The sequence below is a fragment of the Umezawaea beigongshangensis genome, from assembly GCF_016464305.1.
Taxonomy (GTDB): Bacteria; Actinomycetota; Actinomycetes; order Mycobacteriales; family Pseudonocardiaceae; genus Umezawaea_A; species Umezawaea_A beigongshangensis.
On record NZ_JAEIOJ010000008.1, the window covers coordinates 160344 to 175180 of the forward strand.

Consider the following 14837-nt stretch of genomic DNA (forward strand, 5'->3'; position numbering starts at 1 on the left):
GATCTTCAGGTTCCGAGGAGAGTTCTCATGGTTCGCGCGGTCACCGGTCGCACCGATCACGTGGTCGTCGTCGGGGCGGGCCTCGCGGGCCTGTCCGCCGCGCTGCACCTGCGCGGCGCGGGCCGCGAGGTGACCGTCGTCGAACGCGCCGCGCACCCCGGCGGGCTCGCGGGACGGGAGGACGTGGACGGGTTCCGCGTCGACACCGGCCCGACCGTGCTGACCATGCCGGAGCTCCTGGACGACGCGCTGGCCGCGGTGGGCGAGCGGGTGACCGACCGGCTGGAGCTGCTCCCGCTGCACCCCGCGTACCGGGCGCGCTTCGCCGACGGCTCCGAGCTGGACGTGCACACCGGCGCGGCGGAGATGGAGCGCGCCGTCGCCGCGTTCGCCGGGGACGCGGAGGCCGAGGGCTACCGGAAGCTGCGCGCGTGGCTGACCCGGATGTACGAGGTGGAGCGCGACCGCTTCATCGGCGGCAACTTCGACTCGCCGCTGGACCTGGTGGGACCCGACCTGGCCCGCCTCGCCGCGCTGGGCGGGTTCGGCCGGCTGTCCTCCGCGGTCGGGCGGTTCCTCTCCGACGAGCGGTTGCGGCGGGTGTTCTCGTTCCAGTCGCTCTACGCGGGCGTGGCGCCGCGACACGCGCTGGGCGCGTACGCCGTGATCGCCTACATGGACACCGTGGCCGGGGTGTTCTTCCCCCGCGGCGGGATGCGCCGGGTGCCGCAGGCGCTGGCCGACGCGGCGGCGGCGGCCGGGGTGAAGTTCCACCTCGACACGCCGGTGACGGCGCTGGAGCGCAGCGGCGACCGGGTGACGGCGGTGCGGACGCCAGCGGAGCGCATCGCGTGCGACGCGCTGGTGCTGGCCACCGGGCCCGCCGAGAGCGCGCGTCTGCTGGAGCGCCCGTCGCGGCGTCCGCTGCGGCTGCGCTGGTCCCCGTCCGCCGTGGTCGTGCACCTGGCCGCCTCGGAGCTGTCCCCCGGCGCCGCCCACCACACGATCTCCTTCGGCGGAGCGTGGGACGGCACGTTCGACGAGATCATCCGCGAGGGCGTGCTCATGCGCGACCCGTCGCTGCTGCTCACCACCCCGTCGCTCACCGATCCGGACCTGGCGCCGCCGGGAGAGCACCTCCAGTACCTGCTGGCGCCGTGCCCGAACCTGGAGACGGCGCCGCTGCGCTGGGACCTGATCGGCGAGCGCTACGCCGAGGAGGTCGTGGACCGGGTGGTGCGGCGCGGCCTGGTGCCGTCGAGCACGTCGGTGCGGCGGCTGTCGCTGATGACGCCCGCGGACTGGGCGCGGACGGGGCAGGCGGCGGGAACGCCCTTCTCGGCGGCCCACACGTTCGCCCAGACGGGGCCGTTCCGGCCGCGCAACCTGGTGTCGCGCGGGGGCAACGTGGTGCTCGCGGGCAGCGGCACGACGCCGGGCGTGGGGATTCCGCCGGTGCTGATCTCGGGTCGTCTGGCCGCCGCACGGGTGACCGGCGGCTGATCACCGCCCGGACGCGCTCACCTGATCCGGCGGAGGTAGCCGAGCAGCGCCAGCATGACGACGAGGCAGGTGAGCCCGACGGCGGTGCGTGCCGGGTGCGGCCCGGCCGAGAAGCTCACGAGCTGGACCACCGCGGTCAGCACCAGCAGCGCGGACGCCGCGGTGCGCCACCTGGTCCCGACCCGCTCCGGTTCTTCCACCACGTCCATCGAACCACCTCCGCCACGGGTCTCCCCGCGCGGATGCCCCTGACGGGGCAGTCGAAACAGCCCGTCCGAGGCGATGTTTCCCCCGTGTGGGGGAAGTTCCTGCCGCGACGAGCGGCACGGCACGTCACCCGCTCGCCCGTTCAGTCCTCTGTGGAGTGTGCGGGCGGACGTTCTCCCTGGTGATCAACACGGGCGGAGCAGCGAGAATCACACAAAAGAGCCACATCGGAACGCACTGGAGTGGCGCTCTCGCCACTAGGTTTGACGGTTGTCGTTCCGGATCAACACCGGAGCCCTGCCGACGAGGGGACTGGTGCACGCGCATGGCGGAGAGACCGAGCAGGGTCGGGGTGCTCGACGTGGGCTGCTTCAGCGCGCACCTGGTGGTCGTCGACCGGGCCGAGGGATCACTTCTGCGCCCCTCCGTGTCCCACAAGGTGCGGTTGCGGATGGACCGCCTGCTCGACCGCACGGGCGCCGTGACGCCCGAGGGCGTGGACCACGTGACCGCCGCCGTCGCCGAGGCGCGTCGCGTCGCCGAGCGCGAGGGCGTCTCCGCCATCACCCCGTTCGCGACCTCGGTCATCCGCGACGCCCCCAACGCCCGCGAGATCGTCGAGCAGGTGGCCCGCCGCACGGGCGTGGAGCTGCGCTTCCTGTCCGGCGGGCAGGAGGCGGCCATGTCCTACCTGGCCGCCCGCCGCTGGTTCGGCTGGGCCGCCGGGCCGCTCGTCGTGCTCGACGTCGGGGGCGGCACGACCGAGATCGCCGCCGGTGACGGCGAGTCGGCCTCGATCACGACGTCGCTGCCCCTGGGCGCGCGCACCCTGACCAGGGCGTGGCTCGACGAGGGCGTCCCCTCGCCGGAGCGCCTGAACGCCGTCCGCTCTCACCTCACCGAGCAGCTCGACCACGCGCTGCGCACCGAGCACCTGCGGAGCGAGCAGCAGCTCACGGTCGGGTGTTCCAAGGTGTTCCAGCAGCTGGCCCGGCTGGCCGGAGCTCGGCCGCAGCGCGACGGCATCCACGTCTCCCGCCAGTTGCACCTCGCCGACCTGCGCCGGTGGATTCCGCGCCTGGCGTCGGTGTCGGCGGCGCAGCGCGCCGCGCTGCCCGGCATCTCGCGGCACCGCGCGCACCAGTCCCTCGCGGGCGCGCTGGTGGCGGAGGCGCTGATCGAGGCGACCGCGCAGGACGTCGTGACGATCTGCCCGTGGTCCACCAAGGAGGGGCTGCTGCTCACGCTGCTGGAGCAGTCGTCCCCCGAAGACGCGGGAGTCGGGGCGGCCGCCTGACGGCGTCCCGGCTCCCGCACAGGCACCCGGTGGACCTCAGCTCCCCGGATTGGTCCAGTCCAGGCACACCACGACGGCGTCGTCGAGCAGGTCGGTGCCCTCGTGCCACTCCAGCAGCTCGTTGATGATCGCCCGCGCCGCCTCGGACGCGGGCAGGTTCCGCGAGGAGCGGATCACGCCGTCGAGGTTGGTGCCGTACTCGCCGCGCGCGTCCGTGCGAGCCGCGTGCACGCCGTCGCTGACGATGACCAGCCGGTCGCCGTCGCGCACCGCGAAGTCCTGCTCGCGGTACTCGGTCTCGTCGAACATGCCCAGCGGGAGCTGCGCGTCGAACGGGATCAGCTCGATCTCGTCGTCCCGCATCCGGAGCACCCGCGGCGAGCCCGCGTCCACGACGGCCACCCGCCCGGTCGCGAGTTCGAAGCGCAGCATCAGGGTGGACACGTACTCCGTGCCACCGAACTGCGCGTAGAGCGCCTGGTCGGCGAGCACCGCCTGGTCGGCGAGCCCGAGCCCGGCGCGGCGCGCGTTGCGCAGCGCGCTGATGGCGAGGTTGGTGAGCAGCGCCGCCCGGATGCCGCGTCCCATGCCGTTGGAGACGGTGACGGTCAGGTGGGTGGAGTCGGCGCTCCAGTCGAAGTTGTCGCCGCCGATCGTGTAAGCGGGTTCGAGCTGACCGCCGAGGGAGTACTCGGCGCGCGAGCAGCCGCGGCCGGGCAGCAGCTGCCACTGCATCTCGGCGGCGAGGCTCAGCCGCTCGCGGCGGCGGGCCTGGAGGTACAGGTCGGTGTCGCGCTCGGCGACGACGAGTTCGTGCCCGAGACTGGTGGCGAGGTCGGCGAGCAGGGTGCGCGTGGGCTCGTCGGGGGCGGCGGGCAGTTCGACCACGAGCACGCCGAGCCGGTCTCCGCGCACGGCGACGGGCAGGTTCACCACGACACCGCTGCGGTCGGGCGAGGGCTCCAGCACGACCTGCTGGGACGTGAAGGCGCGGCCCGCCGCCGTGGTGCGGATGGGGAGGGGGTCGGCCGTGTGGGGCAGCTCGATGACGGGTTGCAGCACCGACAGCCGGTAGTCCGCGAGCAGCAGGTCGGCGGTGACGACGTCGAAGTCGGCGCGCAGCGTCGCGCGCAGCACGTTCAGCAGCGAGTGCGGCGCGCTGGAGCGCATCGCCCTCTCGGCACGGGCGAGTGATTCCACCGCGGTCATCACGGCCTCCGATCCGATCCGGACGGCGCGCTGGTGCACCGCGACTGTCGTTCGTGCAGGGGAAGTGTCACAGTATGCGCATGACTGGTGGACGGCGGCCGATGGCAGACCTGTCCCACGAGGTAGAGCAGGCCGCGCGGACGCTCGCGGGCATCTGGAACCACGCTCACGAGGCGCTGGGAACGCGGGTCTCCCCGTCGCAGCTGCACGCGCTGAACATCGTCGAGCGCCACGAGCAGATCAACCTCAACGGGCTGGCCGCCGAGCTGGGTGCGATCCCGTCGTCCGCGAGCCGGTTGTGCGACCGGTTGCAGGCCGCCGGGCTGCTGGCCAGGCAGGTGAACGCGAAGAACCGGCGCGAGGTCGTCCTGGTCCTGACCAGGGACGGACGTGAGCTGCTGGCCGAGGTGACCCGCAACCGGCGCACCGCGCTGGCGACGATCCTGAGCGGGGTGAGCCCGGCGGGACGCCGAGCGCTGCTGACCGGGCTGGCCGAGTTCAACGACGCCGCCGCGAGCGCCGACGCCGACGCCGAACAGCTGGCCTGACCTTCCCGCACCGATTTCCACGACGACAGGCTATATTTGTCGGGGGACAAACGTGAAGCCGGTCGGCTTCGGGCCGACCCACGGATGCGGGGCTGTCGTGAACGCCGGTGTGATGCGGAACGACCAGGTGCGCTGCACCATGACCGGGGCGACACCGCGCGTCGCGCTGACGGGTGATGTGGACCTCGCGTTGACCTCGCAGCTCGACGCGGCTCACGACACCGTGTGCGCCGGGCCGCCGAGCGACGTCGTGATCGACCTGTCCGGCGTGACCCTGCTCTCCTGCATCGGCGTGGGGTTCGTGTGCCGCCTGGAGGCGCAGGTCGCGCGCACCGGTCACCGGGTGCTGCTGACCACGCCGAGCAAGCACGCGCGGCGCGTGCTCACGCTCACCCGCTTCCCCTGGCGGGCCGTCGACGCGCCGTGAAGGAGGTTCGCCCCCGGTGGGCGAACGCCCGGCGGTGCTGCCGCACCGCCGCGGGGCCCGACATCCTCCTCGCGCCGGCGGGTCGGGCGTTCGGGCGGGCGGCCCGCGTGCTCGGTCAGTCGGCCGGAGCCGGGTCGATCGAGAGCTGCCGCACGTGCTCGTAGACGATCGAGGTGCGGAACCCGACCACCTCCCTGCGCTTGCTGAAGCGGTCCACCAGCATCGCGTGCATGTCGCTGATCGTGGGCACGGCGACGTGCACCAGGAAGTCGTCGCTGCCGCCGAGCACGAAGACGGCGATCACCTCCGGCTGCTGGAGGGCGAAGGTCTGGAAGCCCCGGATGACGTCGCGGCTCAGCGGGCGGACGGTGAACGCGATCAGCGCCTGGACGCTCCGGCCGATCTTGGCCAGGTCGACCTGGCCGTGGAAGCCGGTCAGGACGCCGCGCTCCCGCAGTGCCCTGGTGCGCACGAGGCAGCTCGACGGCGCCAGGCCGAGGCGGGCGGCCAGTTCCCGGTTGGTGAGCCGAGCGTCCGCCTGCAGTTCGCGCAGGATCGCCGAATCAAGTTCGTCCACGCCGGTCCACTCCTTCCCCTTGCCGAACATCGTTCGGCAGGGATACCGCCACGGATTCAGAACGTCGAGACTCCGCCGCGAGTCCCGAACTTCTGAACGGAGCACCACTATGGCACCGAACGCCCACCACGTGTCGGCCCACCCCGAGGCGGTGCGGGTCCAGCGCGGCGCCCGCACCGGGCAGATGATCGTCGTCAGCATCGACTCGACCCGGCTCGGTCCCGCGCTGGGCGGCTGCCGGATCAGGTCCTACCCGACCTGGCAGGACGGCCTGGCCGACGCGCTGCGGCTGTCGGCGGCGATGACCGAGAAGGCGGCGCTGGCCGGGCTCGCGCACGGCGGCGGCAAGACCGTCGTGGCGCTCGACGCCGGGAGCGCGGCGGAGTTCACCGGCCCGCGGCGCGGTGAGCTGCTCGCCGACGTCGCCGACCTGGTCGAGAGCTTCGACGGCGGCTACCTGACCGGGCCGGACGTCGGGTCCGCACCCCAGGACATGATCGAGATCGGTCGCGGCACCTCGCGGGCGCTGTGCCGGCCGGAGTCGGCCGGTGGCAGCGGCGACTCGTCCGGACCGACCGCGACCGGGGTGATCGCCTCGATCGACGCCGTGCGGGAGCACGTCCTGGGCGGTCGGCCGCTGGAGTCGCTGAGCTTCTCCCTGCTCGGGCTCGGGCACGTCGGCGCGCTGGTCGGCGAGCACCTGGCCGCGGCGGGCGCGCGACTCGTGGTCACCGACGTCGACACCTCCCGGCGCGCGCTGGCCGAGCGGTGGGGCGCGACGTGGAACGAGCCGGACGAGGCGTTGACCGCCGACGTCGACGTGGTCGTGCCCTGCGCGGTCGGCGGGTTCCTCACCCCGGAGACCGTGCCCGCCCTGCGGTGCCGCGCGATCGTCGGCGCGGCGAACAACCAGCTCGACGCGGACTCGACCGCCGACCTGCTGCACGCCCGCGGGATCTGCTGGGCGCCGGACACCGTGGTCAGCGCCGGTGGCATCGTCTCCGCCGTCTCCCGCGAGGTGCACGGCGCCTCTCCCGACGAGGCGGACCTCCTGGTGCGCGACATCGGGCGACGGCTCGGGGAGGTCCTGGCCGCCGCCGCGAGCCGGGACGTGCCCCCGCTGCACGAGGCTCGCCGCCGGGTGCGGGAGCTGCTCGACGTCAGCGCGTGACGGAGTCCCCGGCCGGTCGGGAGAGGCGGCGGGCGGCCAGGACGCCCGCCACGGCCAGCAGCAGGGTCGCCGCCGTGACCAGGAGGAACTGCGGCGACGTCGTGTCGGTGGCCTCCGCGCCGACCACGACGTGCAGGGCCGTGGCGGGCAGGACGCCGACCGCCGTGCCCAGGACGAAGTCGCGGGCGCGCAGCGACGTGACGCCGGAACCGAGGTTCACCAGTCCGAACGGCACGAGGGGGATCAGCCGGAACACGATCACCGACACGAGCCCGCGCCGCGCGTACGCCCGTTCCAGGCGGCCGAGGCGACCTCCGGCGAGCAGCGGCGCGAGGGCGTCGCGGCCCAGCAGCCGGGCGAGCCAGAACGACAGCACCGCGCCGAGCACGATCCCGGCCCACGCCGCCGGCACTCCGGCGGCCGGGCCGTAGAGCAGCCCGGCGAGCACGCTCAGCAGCGGTTTCGGCACGAGCACGAGGCACGCGAGCGCGCACACGGGCACGAACAGGACCGGCCCGACGGGCGCGATCCACTCCTGGACGCGCCCGGCGTCGGGCAGCCCGCCGAGCACCGCGGCGACTCCTGCCCCGGCCACCAGCAGCACCAGCACCCCGACCCGGACCCACGCGTACACGCAGGTCAGCGTACGTGAACGCTCAACTCGCGGTGTCCGAACGCTCCACTCGCCGTGCCTGAACGCTCAACTCGCGGGTCAGAGGTGGGCCAGGGCTCTGATCGGGGACTCCACCTGGTCGGCGACGAAGCGGAGGAAGCCGCCGGCCGTGCCGCCGTCGCAGACCCGGTGGTCGAAGGCCAGGGTCAGCTGGCAGACCTTGCGCACCGCCAGCTGGCCGTCCACCGCCCAGGGGCGGTCGACGATCCGGCCCACGCCGAGGATGGCCGCCTCGGGGTGGTTGATGATCGCGGCGGACCCGTCGACGCCGAAGACGCCGTAGTTGTTCAGGGTGAACGTGCCCCCGGTCAGGTCGGCCGGGGTCAGCGTCCCGTCGCGGGCCGCCGCCGTCCGCTCCCGCAGCGCCGCGGCCAGGTCGGCCGTGGTGCGGGTGTGGGCGTCGCGGACCACCGGCACCACGAGGCCGCGGTCGGTCTGCGCGGCGAAGCCGAGGTGGACGGCGTCGAGCACCACGATCTCGTCGCCCTCCACGCGGGAGTTCAGCTCGGGGAAGCGGCGCAGCCCCAGGACGGCGAACCGGGCCAGCAGCGACAGCAGCGACACGTCGGGCAGCGCGGCGCGGGCGGCGAGCAGGTCGGTGGCGTCCACGTCGACCCAGACCGTCGCCTCGGGGATCTCCCGGCGCGAGCGGGACAGCTTCGCGGCGACGGCTCCGCGCACCCCGGTGAGCGGAATCCGCCGGGAGCCGGTGACGGCCGGGGCGGCGATCGCGGCCTCGACGTCGTGTCGGCGCACGATCCCGCCGGGACCGGAGCCGGTGATCGTCGCCAGGTCGACGCCGTGGTCGCGGGCGAGCCTGCGCACGATCGGCGAGATCACCCCCGGAGACGGGGACGGCGACGGGACGGCGGCCGGAGCCGCGGCGGGACGCCGGCGCGACCGGCGGCGCGCGGGAGCCGCCGACGTGCCGTAGCCGATGAGGACGTTGCCGCTGCCCTCCCCGGCCGCTGCGGCGTCGGGCACAGCGGTGTCGGGCACGACCACCCCCGGCTCGCGGAACCCGCTGCCGCCGACGGTGATCAGCGGCGACCCCACGGCCAGCGCCTGCCCCTCGCGGCCGTGCAGCGCGCTCACCACCCCGGCGAACGGCGAGGGCACCTGCACGGTCGCCTTCGCCGTCTCCACCTCCACCACGGGCTGGTCGACGACGATCGTGTCGCCCACGCCGACGAGCCAGGTCACGATCTCCGCCTCGGTGAGCCCCTCGCCGAGGTCGGGCAGCAGGAAGTCAGGCACCGACACCACTCCTCACGACCTCGTCGTCCCACTGCAGACGGGCGACGGCGTCCAGGACGCGGTCCACCGACGGCAGGTGGTGCTCCTCCAGCATCGGCGGCGGGTAGGGCACGTCGAAGCCCGTGACGCGCAGGATCGGCGCGTGCAGGTGGTGGAAGCAGCGCTCGGTGAGACGGGCTGCCACCTCGGCGCCGTAGCCGCCGAACCCGCTGGCCTCGTGCACCACCACGGCGCGGCCGGTGCGGCGCACCGACTCGGTGACGGTGGCGTCGTCGAACGGGGTGAGGCTGCGCAGGTCGACCACCTCGACGTCCCAGCCCTCCTCGGCGGCGGCCTCGGCGGTCTCCAGGGCGGTCGACACCATCGAGCCGTAGGCGATGAGCGTGACGTCGCGGCCGGGCCGGCGGACCAGCGCGCGGTCCATCCCGAGCGACGAGCGCCCCAGCGGCACGTCGCCGCGCGTCCAGTAGTGCCGCTTGGGCTCCAGGAAGATCACCGGGTCCGGGCACTCGACGGCGTCGCGCAGCAGCGCGTAGGCGTCGTCCGGCGTGCCGGGCGTGACGACCCGCAGACCGGGGGTGTGGGTGTAGTACGCCTCGGAGGAGTCGCAGTGGTGCTCCACTCCCCCGATGCCGCCGCCGTAGGGGATGCGGACGACGACGGGCAGCTCGACCGCGCCGCGCGTGCGGTTGCGCATCTTCGCGAGGTGGCTGGTGATCTGCTCGAACGCCGGGTAGGCGAACGCGTCGAACTGCATCTCCACGACCGGGCGCATCCCGTTCAGGGCCATGCCGATGGCGGTGCCGACGATGCCGGACTCGGCCAGCGGCGTGTCGAACACCCGGCGCTCGCCGAAGCGCGCGGCGAGGCCGTCCGTGACGCGGAAGACGCCGCCGAGCGGGCCGACGTCCTCGCCGAAGACGAGCACGCGCTCGTCGGCGTCCAGCGCGTCCGCCAGCGCGCGGTTCAGGGCGGCGGCCATGGTGGTGCTCACGCGGCACCCCCGGCGATCTCGGCGGCGAGCAGGGTGGCCTGCTCGCGCAGCGCGGCGGTCGGCCGCGCGTGCACGTGGGCGAACAGCTCGGCGGGGTCGGTCTCGACCTCGGCGTTCATCCGCTCGCGCACGGAGGCGGCGAACGCCTCGGCCTCCTCCGTCACCGCGGCGCGGCGGCGCTCGTCGAGCAGGCCGCGGGCGGCGAGGTACGTCTCCAGCCGGTCGAGCGGGTCGCGGGCGAGCCAGGCCGCCACCTCGTCGGACTCGCGGTAGCGGGTGGCGTCGTCGGCGTTGGTGTGCGCCTCGACGCGGTAGGTCAGGGCCTCGACCAGGGTCGGGCCGCCGCCGGAGGCCGCCACGTCCACCGCGTCGGTGAGGGCGGCGTGCACGGCGGCCGGGTCGTTGCCGTCGATCAGCAGCGACGGGACGCCGTAGCCGATGCCCTTGTGCGCCAGCGAGGGAGCGGCGTTCTGCTTGCTGACCGGCACGCTGATCGCGTAGCCGTTGTTCTGCACCAGGAACACCACCGGAGCGCGCCACACGCCCGCGAAGTTCAGCGCCTCGTGGGCGTCGCCCTCGCTGGTCGCGCCGTCGCCCAGGAGCACGAGCGCGACGGTGTCCTCGTCCTTGAGCCGCGCGGCGTGGGCGAGGCCGACGGCGTGCAGCGCGTTGGTCGCCAGCGGCGTGCACTGCGGGGCCACGCGGTGCCGGTGCGGGTCGTAGCCGCAGTGCCAGCCGCCCTGGAGCAGGGTGAGGGTCTCCACCGGGTCCACGCCCCTGGCCACCAGGGCGACGCAGTCGCGGTAGCTGGGGAACAGCCAGTCCTGCTCGCGCAGGGCGAGAGCGGCGCCCACCTCGCACGCCTCCTGTCCGCGCGAGGACGGGTAGACCGCGAGGCGTCCCTGCCGGGTGAGGGCGGTGGCCTGGGTGTCGAAGCGCCGGCCGATCACGATCCGCCGGTGCAGCTCCAGCAGCACCTCGTCCGGCGGCATCTCCAGGACGGGGTCGGGCACGGGGACGCCCGTGGAGTCGATCAGGGCGAGCGGGGATTCCGAGGGGAGCAGCGAACGCTGACGCTCGGGCAGAACGGTGCGTGCCACGTGTCCTCCAGCCGGTGTCCTTGGTGGGGAACGTCATCGTTCAACGGCGGAGGGCCGATGTTCTAGATCGCGGGACCTTTCCCGGACGAATGGCCGCCCGGCGCGGGTACGCTGCGCCACATGGCCAGCGACGCCCCCTCGGGACCGGTGGGCGCTGGACGGCTGGACGGCACCGACCGGCGCATCGTCGAGGCGCTGCGGGCCGACGGCCGGTTGTCGATGCGGGCGCTGGCCGGTCGGCTGCACATCTCCCGCGCCAGCGCGTACTCGCGGGTGGAGCGGCTGCACCGCGACGGCGTCATCACCGGCTACGCCGCGCTGGTGGACCCGGAGCGCTACGGCTTCGGCATCTCCGCCTACGTGTTCCTCACGATCGGCCAGCACTCGTGGAAGACCGTGCGCGAGCGCGTGCTGGCGATCCCCGAGGTGTGGCACGCGGCGCTGGTGTCGGGTGAGCACGACCTGGTGCTCCTGGTGCGCGCGCACGACGCCGCCGCGCTGCGCGACCTGGTGCTGAACACGTTCCAGACGATCCCGGACGTGACGTCCAGCCACACCACGCTGATCCTGGACGAACCGGTCCGCCACGCGCCGGGAGCCGACTGACCGGGGTTCGCCGGGGCCGTGTTTGCCGGGAACGGGCACGGGTACCCGAACGCCTGTTCGAGTGAAGGGAGACGTCGTGACCACTCCGAACGAGCAGCCGGTGACGCCGAGTCCGGAGAAGGACCCGAGCGACTGGACGACCGGCGACGAGCCGATGACGGGTCCGCAGGAGTCCTACCTGCACACCCTCGCGCAGGAGGCGGGCACCGAGGTTCCCGAGGGGCTGACCAAGGCGTCGGCGTCCCAGCTGATCGACGAGTTGCAGCAGCGCACCGGCCGCGGAGCCTGAGCACGGGCGGTGGGCGGGACGGCGCGACCGCGCCGGCCCGTCCGCACCGCCCGCAGCGGTTCCGTCGTCACGGGGTCCGGCGGTGGACGGCGTCGTAGCGGGCGGCGGCGTCCCCCGCGGCCTCCGCCCGCCTGGCCCTGCGCGTCCGCTCGGCCTCGCCGCGCGGGTAGCCGTACCGGCTGATGCGGTTCTCCGTGCTCTCCACCGCGTAGGACAGCGAGTAGTAGACGCCGACGACGAACCCGAGCGCGGACGAGGCCAGCGCCAGGGGCCACGGCGCTCCCAGTCCGAGGGCGAGGCCCAGCGCGATCACCACGACCAGCGGGGTCACCTGGACCAGCGACCGCAGCAGGAAGCGGGCGAACCAGGTGCGCGTGGTCAGGTCGTGGTGGACCCAGTCCCGGTGGCGCACCGGGAGCCGACCGCCGAAGGCGTACCACACCCACCGGACCGGACCGGGTCTCCGCAGTTCGCTCACCAGACGCTCCCCGGTATCGTGCACACAAATGCTTGGTGCACCAATCGTACATCGGGAGCTGCCGTGCCGTCCGAGCCCGCCGACCCCCTCGCGCTGGAGCGACAGGTCTGCTTCGCGCTGTCCGTCGCGTCGCGGGGCGTCGTGGCGGTGTACCGGCCGATCCTGGCACCGCTGGGCCTGACCCACCCCCAGTACCTGGTGATGCTGGCCCTGTGGCAGCGGGCGCCGATGTCGGTCAAGGAGCTGAGCGCCACCCTGGCCCTCGACCCCGGCACGCTGTCGCCCCTGCTGAAGCGGCTGGAGGCCGCCGGGTACGTGTCGCGGCAGCGCGACCGCTCCGACGAACGCGCGCTCGCCGTGACGCTCACCGGCACCGGCGCCGCGCTGCGGCGGCGGGCGCTGGAGGTCCCGGCGAAGGTCGTCGCCGCGCTCGGCGTGGAACCGGAGGAGCTGCAACGCCTGAACGAGGCGCTCGGCACGATCACCGCGGCGGCGCGGCGGGTCCGACCGCCGGACGGTCCCGGCCTCGCCGTGGGACGACCGGAGCAGTGACCACTGGGCCGAATGCCGAGTCGTCCGCGCGACACGGGTCGCGCCGCGAGGCGTCCGGCTCCGATGGCCTACTGCCGTCGGTGCCTCCCACCGGGCAGCAGTAGCATCACCGACGAACCGGTGTGCAATCCGGGTTGTCGTCCTGGGAGCAGCAGTTGACCGAGGAGAACCGGCAGATCGCCGGTCGCTACCGATTGACCGCACGACTCGGCGGCGGAGCGATGGGCGTGGTGTGGCGCGCTCAGGACGAACGCCTCCACCGCGTCGTCGCCGTCAAGGAGCTGTTGCTGCACAACAAGTTCGACGAGTCCGAATCGGACAAGGCGAAGCGGCGTGCCATGCGCGAGGCGCGCATCGCGGCCCGGTTGCAGCACCCCAACGCGATCACCGTCTACGACGCGGTCACCGACGACGGCCAGCCGTGGCTGATCATGGAGTACCTGCCGTCGCGCAGCCTCGCCCAGGTGCTCACCGACATGGGGACGCTGCCGCCGCACGAGGTCGCGGAGATCGGCAGCCAGGTCGCGTCGGCGCTCACCGCGGCGCACAAGGTCGGCATCGTGCACCGCGACGTCAAGCCGGGCAACATCCTGCTGAGCGACAACGGCGCGGTGAAGATCACCGACTTCGGCATCTCCCGCGCCACGGGCGACGTGACCGCGACCGCGACGGGCACCGCCGTCGGCACGCCCGCCTACTTCTCCCCCGAGGTGGCGCGCGGTGAGGACGCCGAGCAGTCCTCCGACGTGTTCTCCCTCGGCGCGACGCTCTACACCGCGGTCGAGGGCACTCCCCCGTTCGGCGTGGCGGACAACACCATCGCACTGCTGCACCGCGTCGCGGAGGGCAGGGTGCGTCCGCCGCAGAAGGCGGGCCTGCTCACCGACCTGCTGCTGACGATGCTCCGGGACGCCCCGACGGACCGGCCCACGATGGCGGAGGCCGCCGAGGCGCTGGCGTCGGTGGCGCGGCAGGCGCGCGAGGCCGAGGAGCCGACGTCCTTCGTCGCCCAGCCGGTGCAGCAGCCCGTCGAGAAGAAGGCCGAGAAGCCCACGGCGGTCGACGTGGCGCCGGTGGCCGCGACGCGCGTCGCCGAGCCGGTGGCGGAGCCCGAACCCGCGTCGAAACCCGAGCCGTCCGCGACTCCCGCCGCTGCACCGGTCGCCGCACCGGTCGCGGAGACGAAGCCGGAGCCCGCGGCGGCCCCGCCGGCCGCCGCGTCGACCCCGCCCCGGCCCGCGCGGACCGCCGAGGAGGACGAGCGCCGCAAGAGACTGATCTTCGTGGGGCTCGGTGTCGTCGTGGTGCTGATCGTGATCGCCGGTGTCGTCGCGCTGACGACCGCGGGGAACAGCGACGGCAACGCGGGCACCCCGCCGACGAGCAGCACGACGACGCAGCAGGAGCAGGGACAGCAGCCGGTGACGTCGGAGCAGCCGACGACGACGGAGCAGCCGACGACCGTGCCGACCACCACCGAGCCGGTCACCACGTCCGAGCCCCCGCCGACGACCACGGAGCAGCCCGCCGCGCAGCCGCGGACGCCGGAGCAGTTCATCACGGACTACTTCGCCGGGCTCATCGCCGACAAGCCGGGGACCTACGACAAGCTGAGCCCGTCGTTCAAGGCGGCCCTCGCGCCGTCCTACGCCAACTACGAGGCGTTCTGGAACACCTACTCGGCCGTGCAGGCGACGAACGTGACCAGCCAGGGCGAGAACCGGGTGTCGGCCACGATCGTCTACACGCTCCAGGACGGCACCACGCAGACGGAGTCGCAGGTCTACTCGCTCGTGCCCAACGGCGACGGCTGGCTCATCAACACGCAGAACCCGTTCTGAGGTGGGGGTGGGGGGGGGGGCGCGGCCGCCCCCCCCCCCCCCCCCCGGACCGGGGTGGGGACGCCCACCCGCGGGGGCCGGGGGCGGCCCCGGGGTGCCCCGGCCACC

Annotated in this window: 17 protein-coding genes; 9 read left to right on the forward strand and 8 right to left on the reverse strand. The window is 73.8% G+C overall.

The features are described from left to right. The first annotated feature begins 27 nt into the window (after positions 1-27). The gene (gene crtI, locus IMZ35_RS20485) at positions 28-1503 is read left to right on the forward strand and encodes a phytoene desaturase family protein (RefSeq protein ID WP_199442751.1); all 1476 of its coding nucleotides are present in this window, start codon (positions 28-30) and stop codon (positions 1501-1503) included. 17 nt (positions 1504-1520) lie between these two features. Here crtI and IMZ35_RS20490 read toward each other — a convergent pair whose 3' ends face one another. Further along, positions 1521-1712: a hypothetical protein gene (locus IMZ35_RS20490; protein WP_199442752.1), complete on the reverse strand. Its 192-nt coding sequence runs from the start codon at positions 1710-1712 to the stop codon at positions 1521-1523. Positions 1713-2035: 323 nt separating this feature from the next. Here IMZ35_RS20490 and IMZ35_RS20495 point away from each other — a divergent pair, with 323 nt between their 5' ends. Then, a complete protein-coding gene (locus tag IMZ35_RS20495) occupies positions 2036-3007 on the forward strand; it encodes a Ppx/GppA phosphatase family protein (protein ID WP_199442753.1) in 972 nt (323 codons plus the stop codon). A gap of 36 nt (positions 3008-3043) precedes the next feature. Here the strand turns inward: IMZ35_RS20495 and IMZ35_RS20500 are convergent, their stop codons facing one another. Next, entirely contained in the window at positions 3044-4216 is a 1173-nt protein-coding gene (locus tag IMZ35_RS20500) for a PP2C family protein-serine/threonine phosphatase (protein ID WP_199442754.1), read from the reverse strand. Between the two features lie 80 nt (positions 4217-4296). On the opposite strand from IMZ35_RS20500, the gene IMZ35_RS20505 reads away from it, so the two are divergent. Together IMZ35_RS20505 and IMZ35_RS20510 are read left to right on the forward strand one after the other, a co-directional pair. Continuing rightward, entirely contained in the window at positions 4297-4764 is a 468-nt protein-coding gene (locus IMZ35_RS20505; RefSeq protein ID WP_199442755.1) for a MarR family winged helix-turn-helix transcriptional regulator, read from the forward strand. Between the two features lie 112 nt (positions 4765-4876). Continuing rightward, positions 4877-5191 carry an STAS domain-containing protein gene (locus IMZ35_RS20510; protein ID WP_199442756.1) on the forward strand — a complete coding sequence of 105 codons (315 nt, stop codon included), beginning with the start codon at positions 4877-4879 and terminating at the stop codon, positions 5189-5191. Between the two features lie 115 nt (positions 5192-5306). Here the strand turns inward: IMZ35_RS20510 and IMZ35_RS20515 are convergent, their stop codons facing one another. Beyond that, positions 5307-5768: an Lrp/AsnC family transcriptional regulator gene (locus IMZ35_RS20515; protein ID WP_199442757.1), complete on the reverse strand. Its 462-nt coding sequence runs from the start codon at positions 5766-5768 to the stop codon at positions 5307-5309. 109 nt (positions 5769-5877) lie between these two features. Between IMZ35_RS20515 and IMZ35_RS20520 the strand changes: the two genes are divergently transcribed. Continuing rightward, positions 5878-6939 (forward strand): Glu/Leu/Phe/Val dehydrogenase dimerization domain-containing protein, encoded by a 1062-nt coding sequence (locus tag IMZ35_RS20520; protein ID WP_229372788.1) that lies wholly within the window; start codon positions 5878-5880, stop codon positions 6937-6939. On the opposite strand, the gene IMZ35_RS20525 is transcribed toward IMZ35_RS20520, so the two are convergent. From IMZ35_RS20525 to pdhA, 4 genes are all read right to left on the reverse strand, one after another. After that, the gene (locus IMZ35_RS20525) at positions 6929-7573 is read right to left on the reverse strand and encodes a TVP38/TMEM64 family protein (RefSeq protein WP_199442758.1); all 645 of its coding nucleotides are present in this window, start codon (positions 7571-7573) and stop codon (positions 6929-6931) included. The genes IMZ35_RS20520 and IMZ35_RS20525 overlap by 11 nt on opposite strands. Before the next feature lie 78 nt (positions 7574-7651). Continuing rightward, positions 7652-8869, reverse strand: a complete 1218-nt coding sequence (locus IMZ35_RS20530; RefSeq protein WP_199442759.1) for a dihydrolipoamide acetyltransferase family protein — start codon at positions 8867-8869, stop codon at positions 7652-7654. Next, positions 8862-9851 carry an alpha-ketoacid dehydrogenase subunit beta gene (locus IMZ35_RS20535; RefSeq protein WP_199442913.1) on the reverse strand — a complete coding sequence of 330 codons (990 nt, stop codon included), beginning with the start codon at positions 9849-9851 and terminating at the stop codon, positions 8862-8864. The genes IMZ35_RS20530 and IMZ35_RS20535 overlap by 8 nt, the downstream gene beginning before the upstream one ends. Before the next feature lie 8 nt (positions 9852-9859). Next, positions 9860-10963: a pyruvate dehydrogenase (acetyl-transferring) E1 component subunit alpha gene (gene pdhA / locus IMZ35_RS20540; protein WP_307868482.1), complete on the reverse strand. Its 1104-nt coding sequence runs from the start codon at positions 10961-10963 to the stop codon at positions 9860-9862. Positions 10964-11083: 120 nt separating this feature from the next. On the opposite strand from pdhA, the gene IMZ35_RS20545 reads away from it, so the two are divergent. Continuing rightward, positions 11084-11569 (forward strand): Lrp/AsnC family transcriptional regulator, encoded by a 486-nt coding sequence (locus IMZ35_RS20545; RefSeq protein ID WP_199442760.1) that lies wholly within the window; start codon positions 11084-11086, stop codon positions 11567-11569. 76 nt (positions 11570-11645) lie between these two features. Then, on the forward strand, positions 11646-11858 hold the full coding sequence (locus IMZ35_RS20550) for a DUF3072 domain-containing protein (protein ID WP_307868485.1): 213 nt from the start codon (positions 11646-11648) through the stop codon (positions 11856-11858). Between the two features lie 67 nt (positions 11859-11925). Here IMZ35_RS20550 and IMZ35_RS20555 read toward each other — a convergent pair whose 3' ends face one another. Beyond that, positions 11926-12336 (reverse strand): DUF5313 family protein, encoded by a 411-nt coding sequence (locus IMZ35_RS20555; RefSeq protein ID WP_307868487.1) that lies wholly within the window; start codon positions 12334-12336, stop codon positions 11926-11928. A gap of 63 nt (positions 12337-12399) precedes the next feature. Between IMZ35_RS20555 and IMZ35_RS20560 the strand changes: the two genes are divergently transcribed. Further along, positions 12400-12888, forward strand: a complete 489-nt coding sequence (locus IMZ35_RS20560; RefSeq protein WP_199442761.1) for a MarR family winged helix-turn-helix transcriptional regulator — start codon at positions 12400-12402, stop codon at positions 12886-12888. A gap of 155 nt (positions 12889-13043) precedes the next feature. Next, complete coding sequence (locus IMZ35_RS20565) at positions 13044-14729, forward strand: protein kinase domain-containing protein (RefSeq protein WP_199442762.1); 1686 nt, start codon at positions 13044-13046, stop codon at positions 14727-14729. The last annotated feature ends 108 nt before the right edge of the window (positions 14730-14837 follow it).

Excerpts from the sequence above, each read along its gene's own strand:
- crtI (WP_199442751.1), top strand. The coding sequence starts at position 28 with ATGGTTCGCGCGGTCACCGGTCGCACCGATCACGTGGTCGTCGTCGGG.
- IMZ35_RS20490 (WP_199442752.1), bottom strand. The coding sequence starts at position 1,712 with ATGGACGTGGTGGAAGAACCGGAGCGGGTCGGGACCAGGTGGCGCACC.
- IMZ35_RS20495 (WP_199442753.1), top strand. The coding sequence starts at position 2,036 with ATGGCGGAGAGACCGAGCAGGGTCGGGGTGCTCGACGTGGGCTGCTTC.
- IMZ35_RS20500 (WP_199442754.1), bottom strand. The coding sequence starts at position 4,216 with ATGACCGCGGTGGAATCACTCGCCCGTGCCGAGAGGGCGATGCGCTCC.
- IMZ35_RS20505 (WP_199442755.1), top strand. The coding sequence starts at position 4,297 with ATGACTGGTGGACGGCGGCCGATGGCAGACCTGTCCCACGAGGTAGAG.
- IMZ35_RS20510 (WP_199442756.1), top strand. The coding sequence starts at position 4,877 with ATGCGGAACGACCAGGTGCGCTGCACCATGACCGGGGCGACACCGCGC.
- IMZ35_RS20520 (WP_229372788.1), top strand. The coding sequence starts at position 5,878 with ATGGCACCGAACGCCCACCACGTGTCGGCCCACCCCGAGGCGGTGCGG.
- IMZ35_RS20535 (WP_199442913.1), bottom strand. The coding sequence starts at position 9,851 with ATGGCCGCCGCCCTGAACCGCGCGCTGGCGGACGCGCTGGACGCCGAC.
- IMZ35_RS20545 (WP_199442760.1), top strand. The coding sequence starts at position 11,084 with ATGGCCAGCGACGCCCCCTCGGGACCGGTGGGCGCTGGACGGCTGGAC.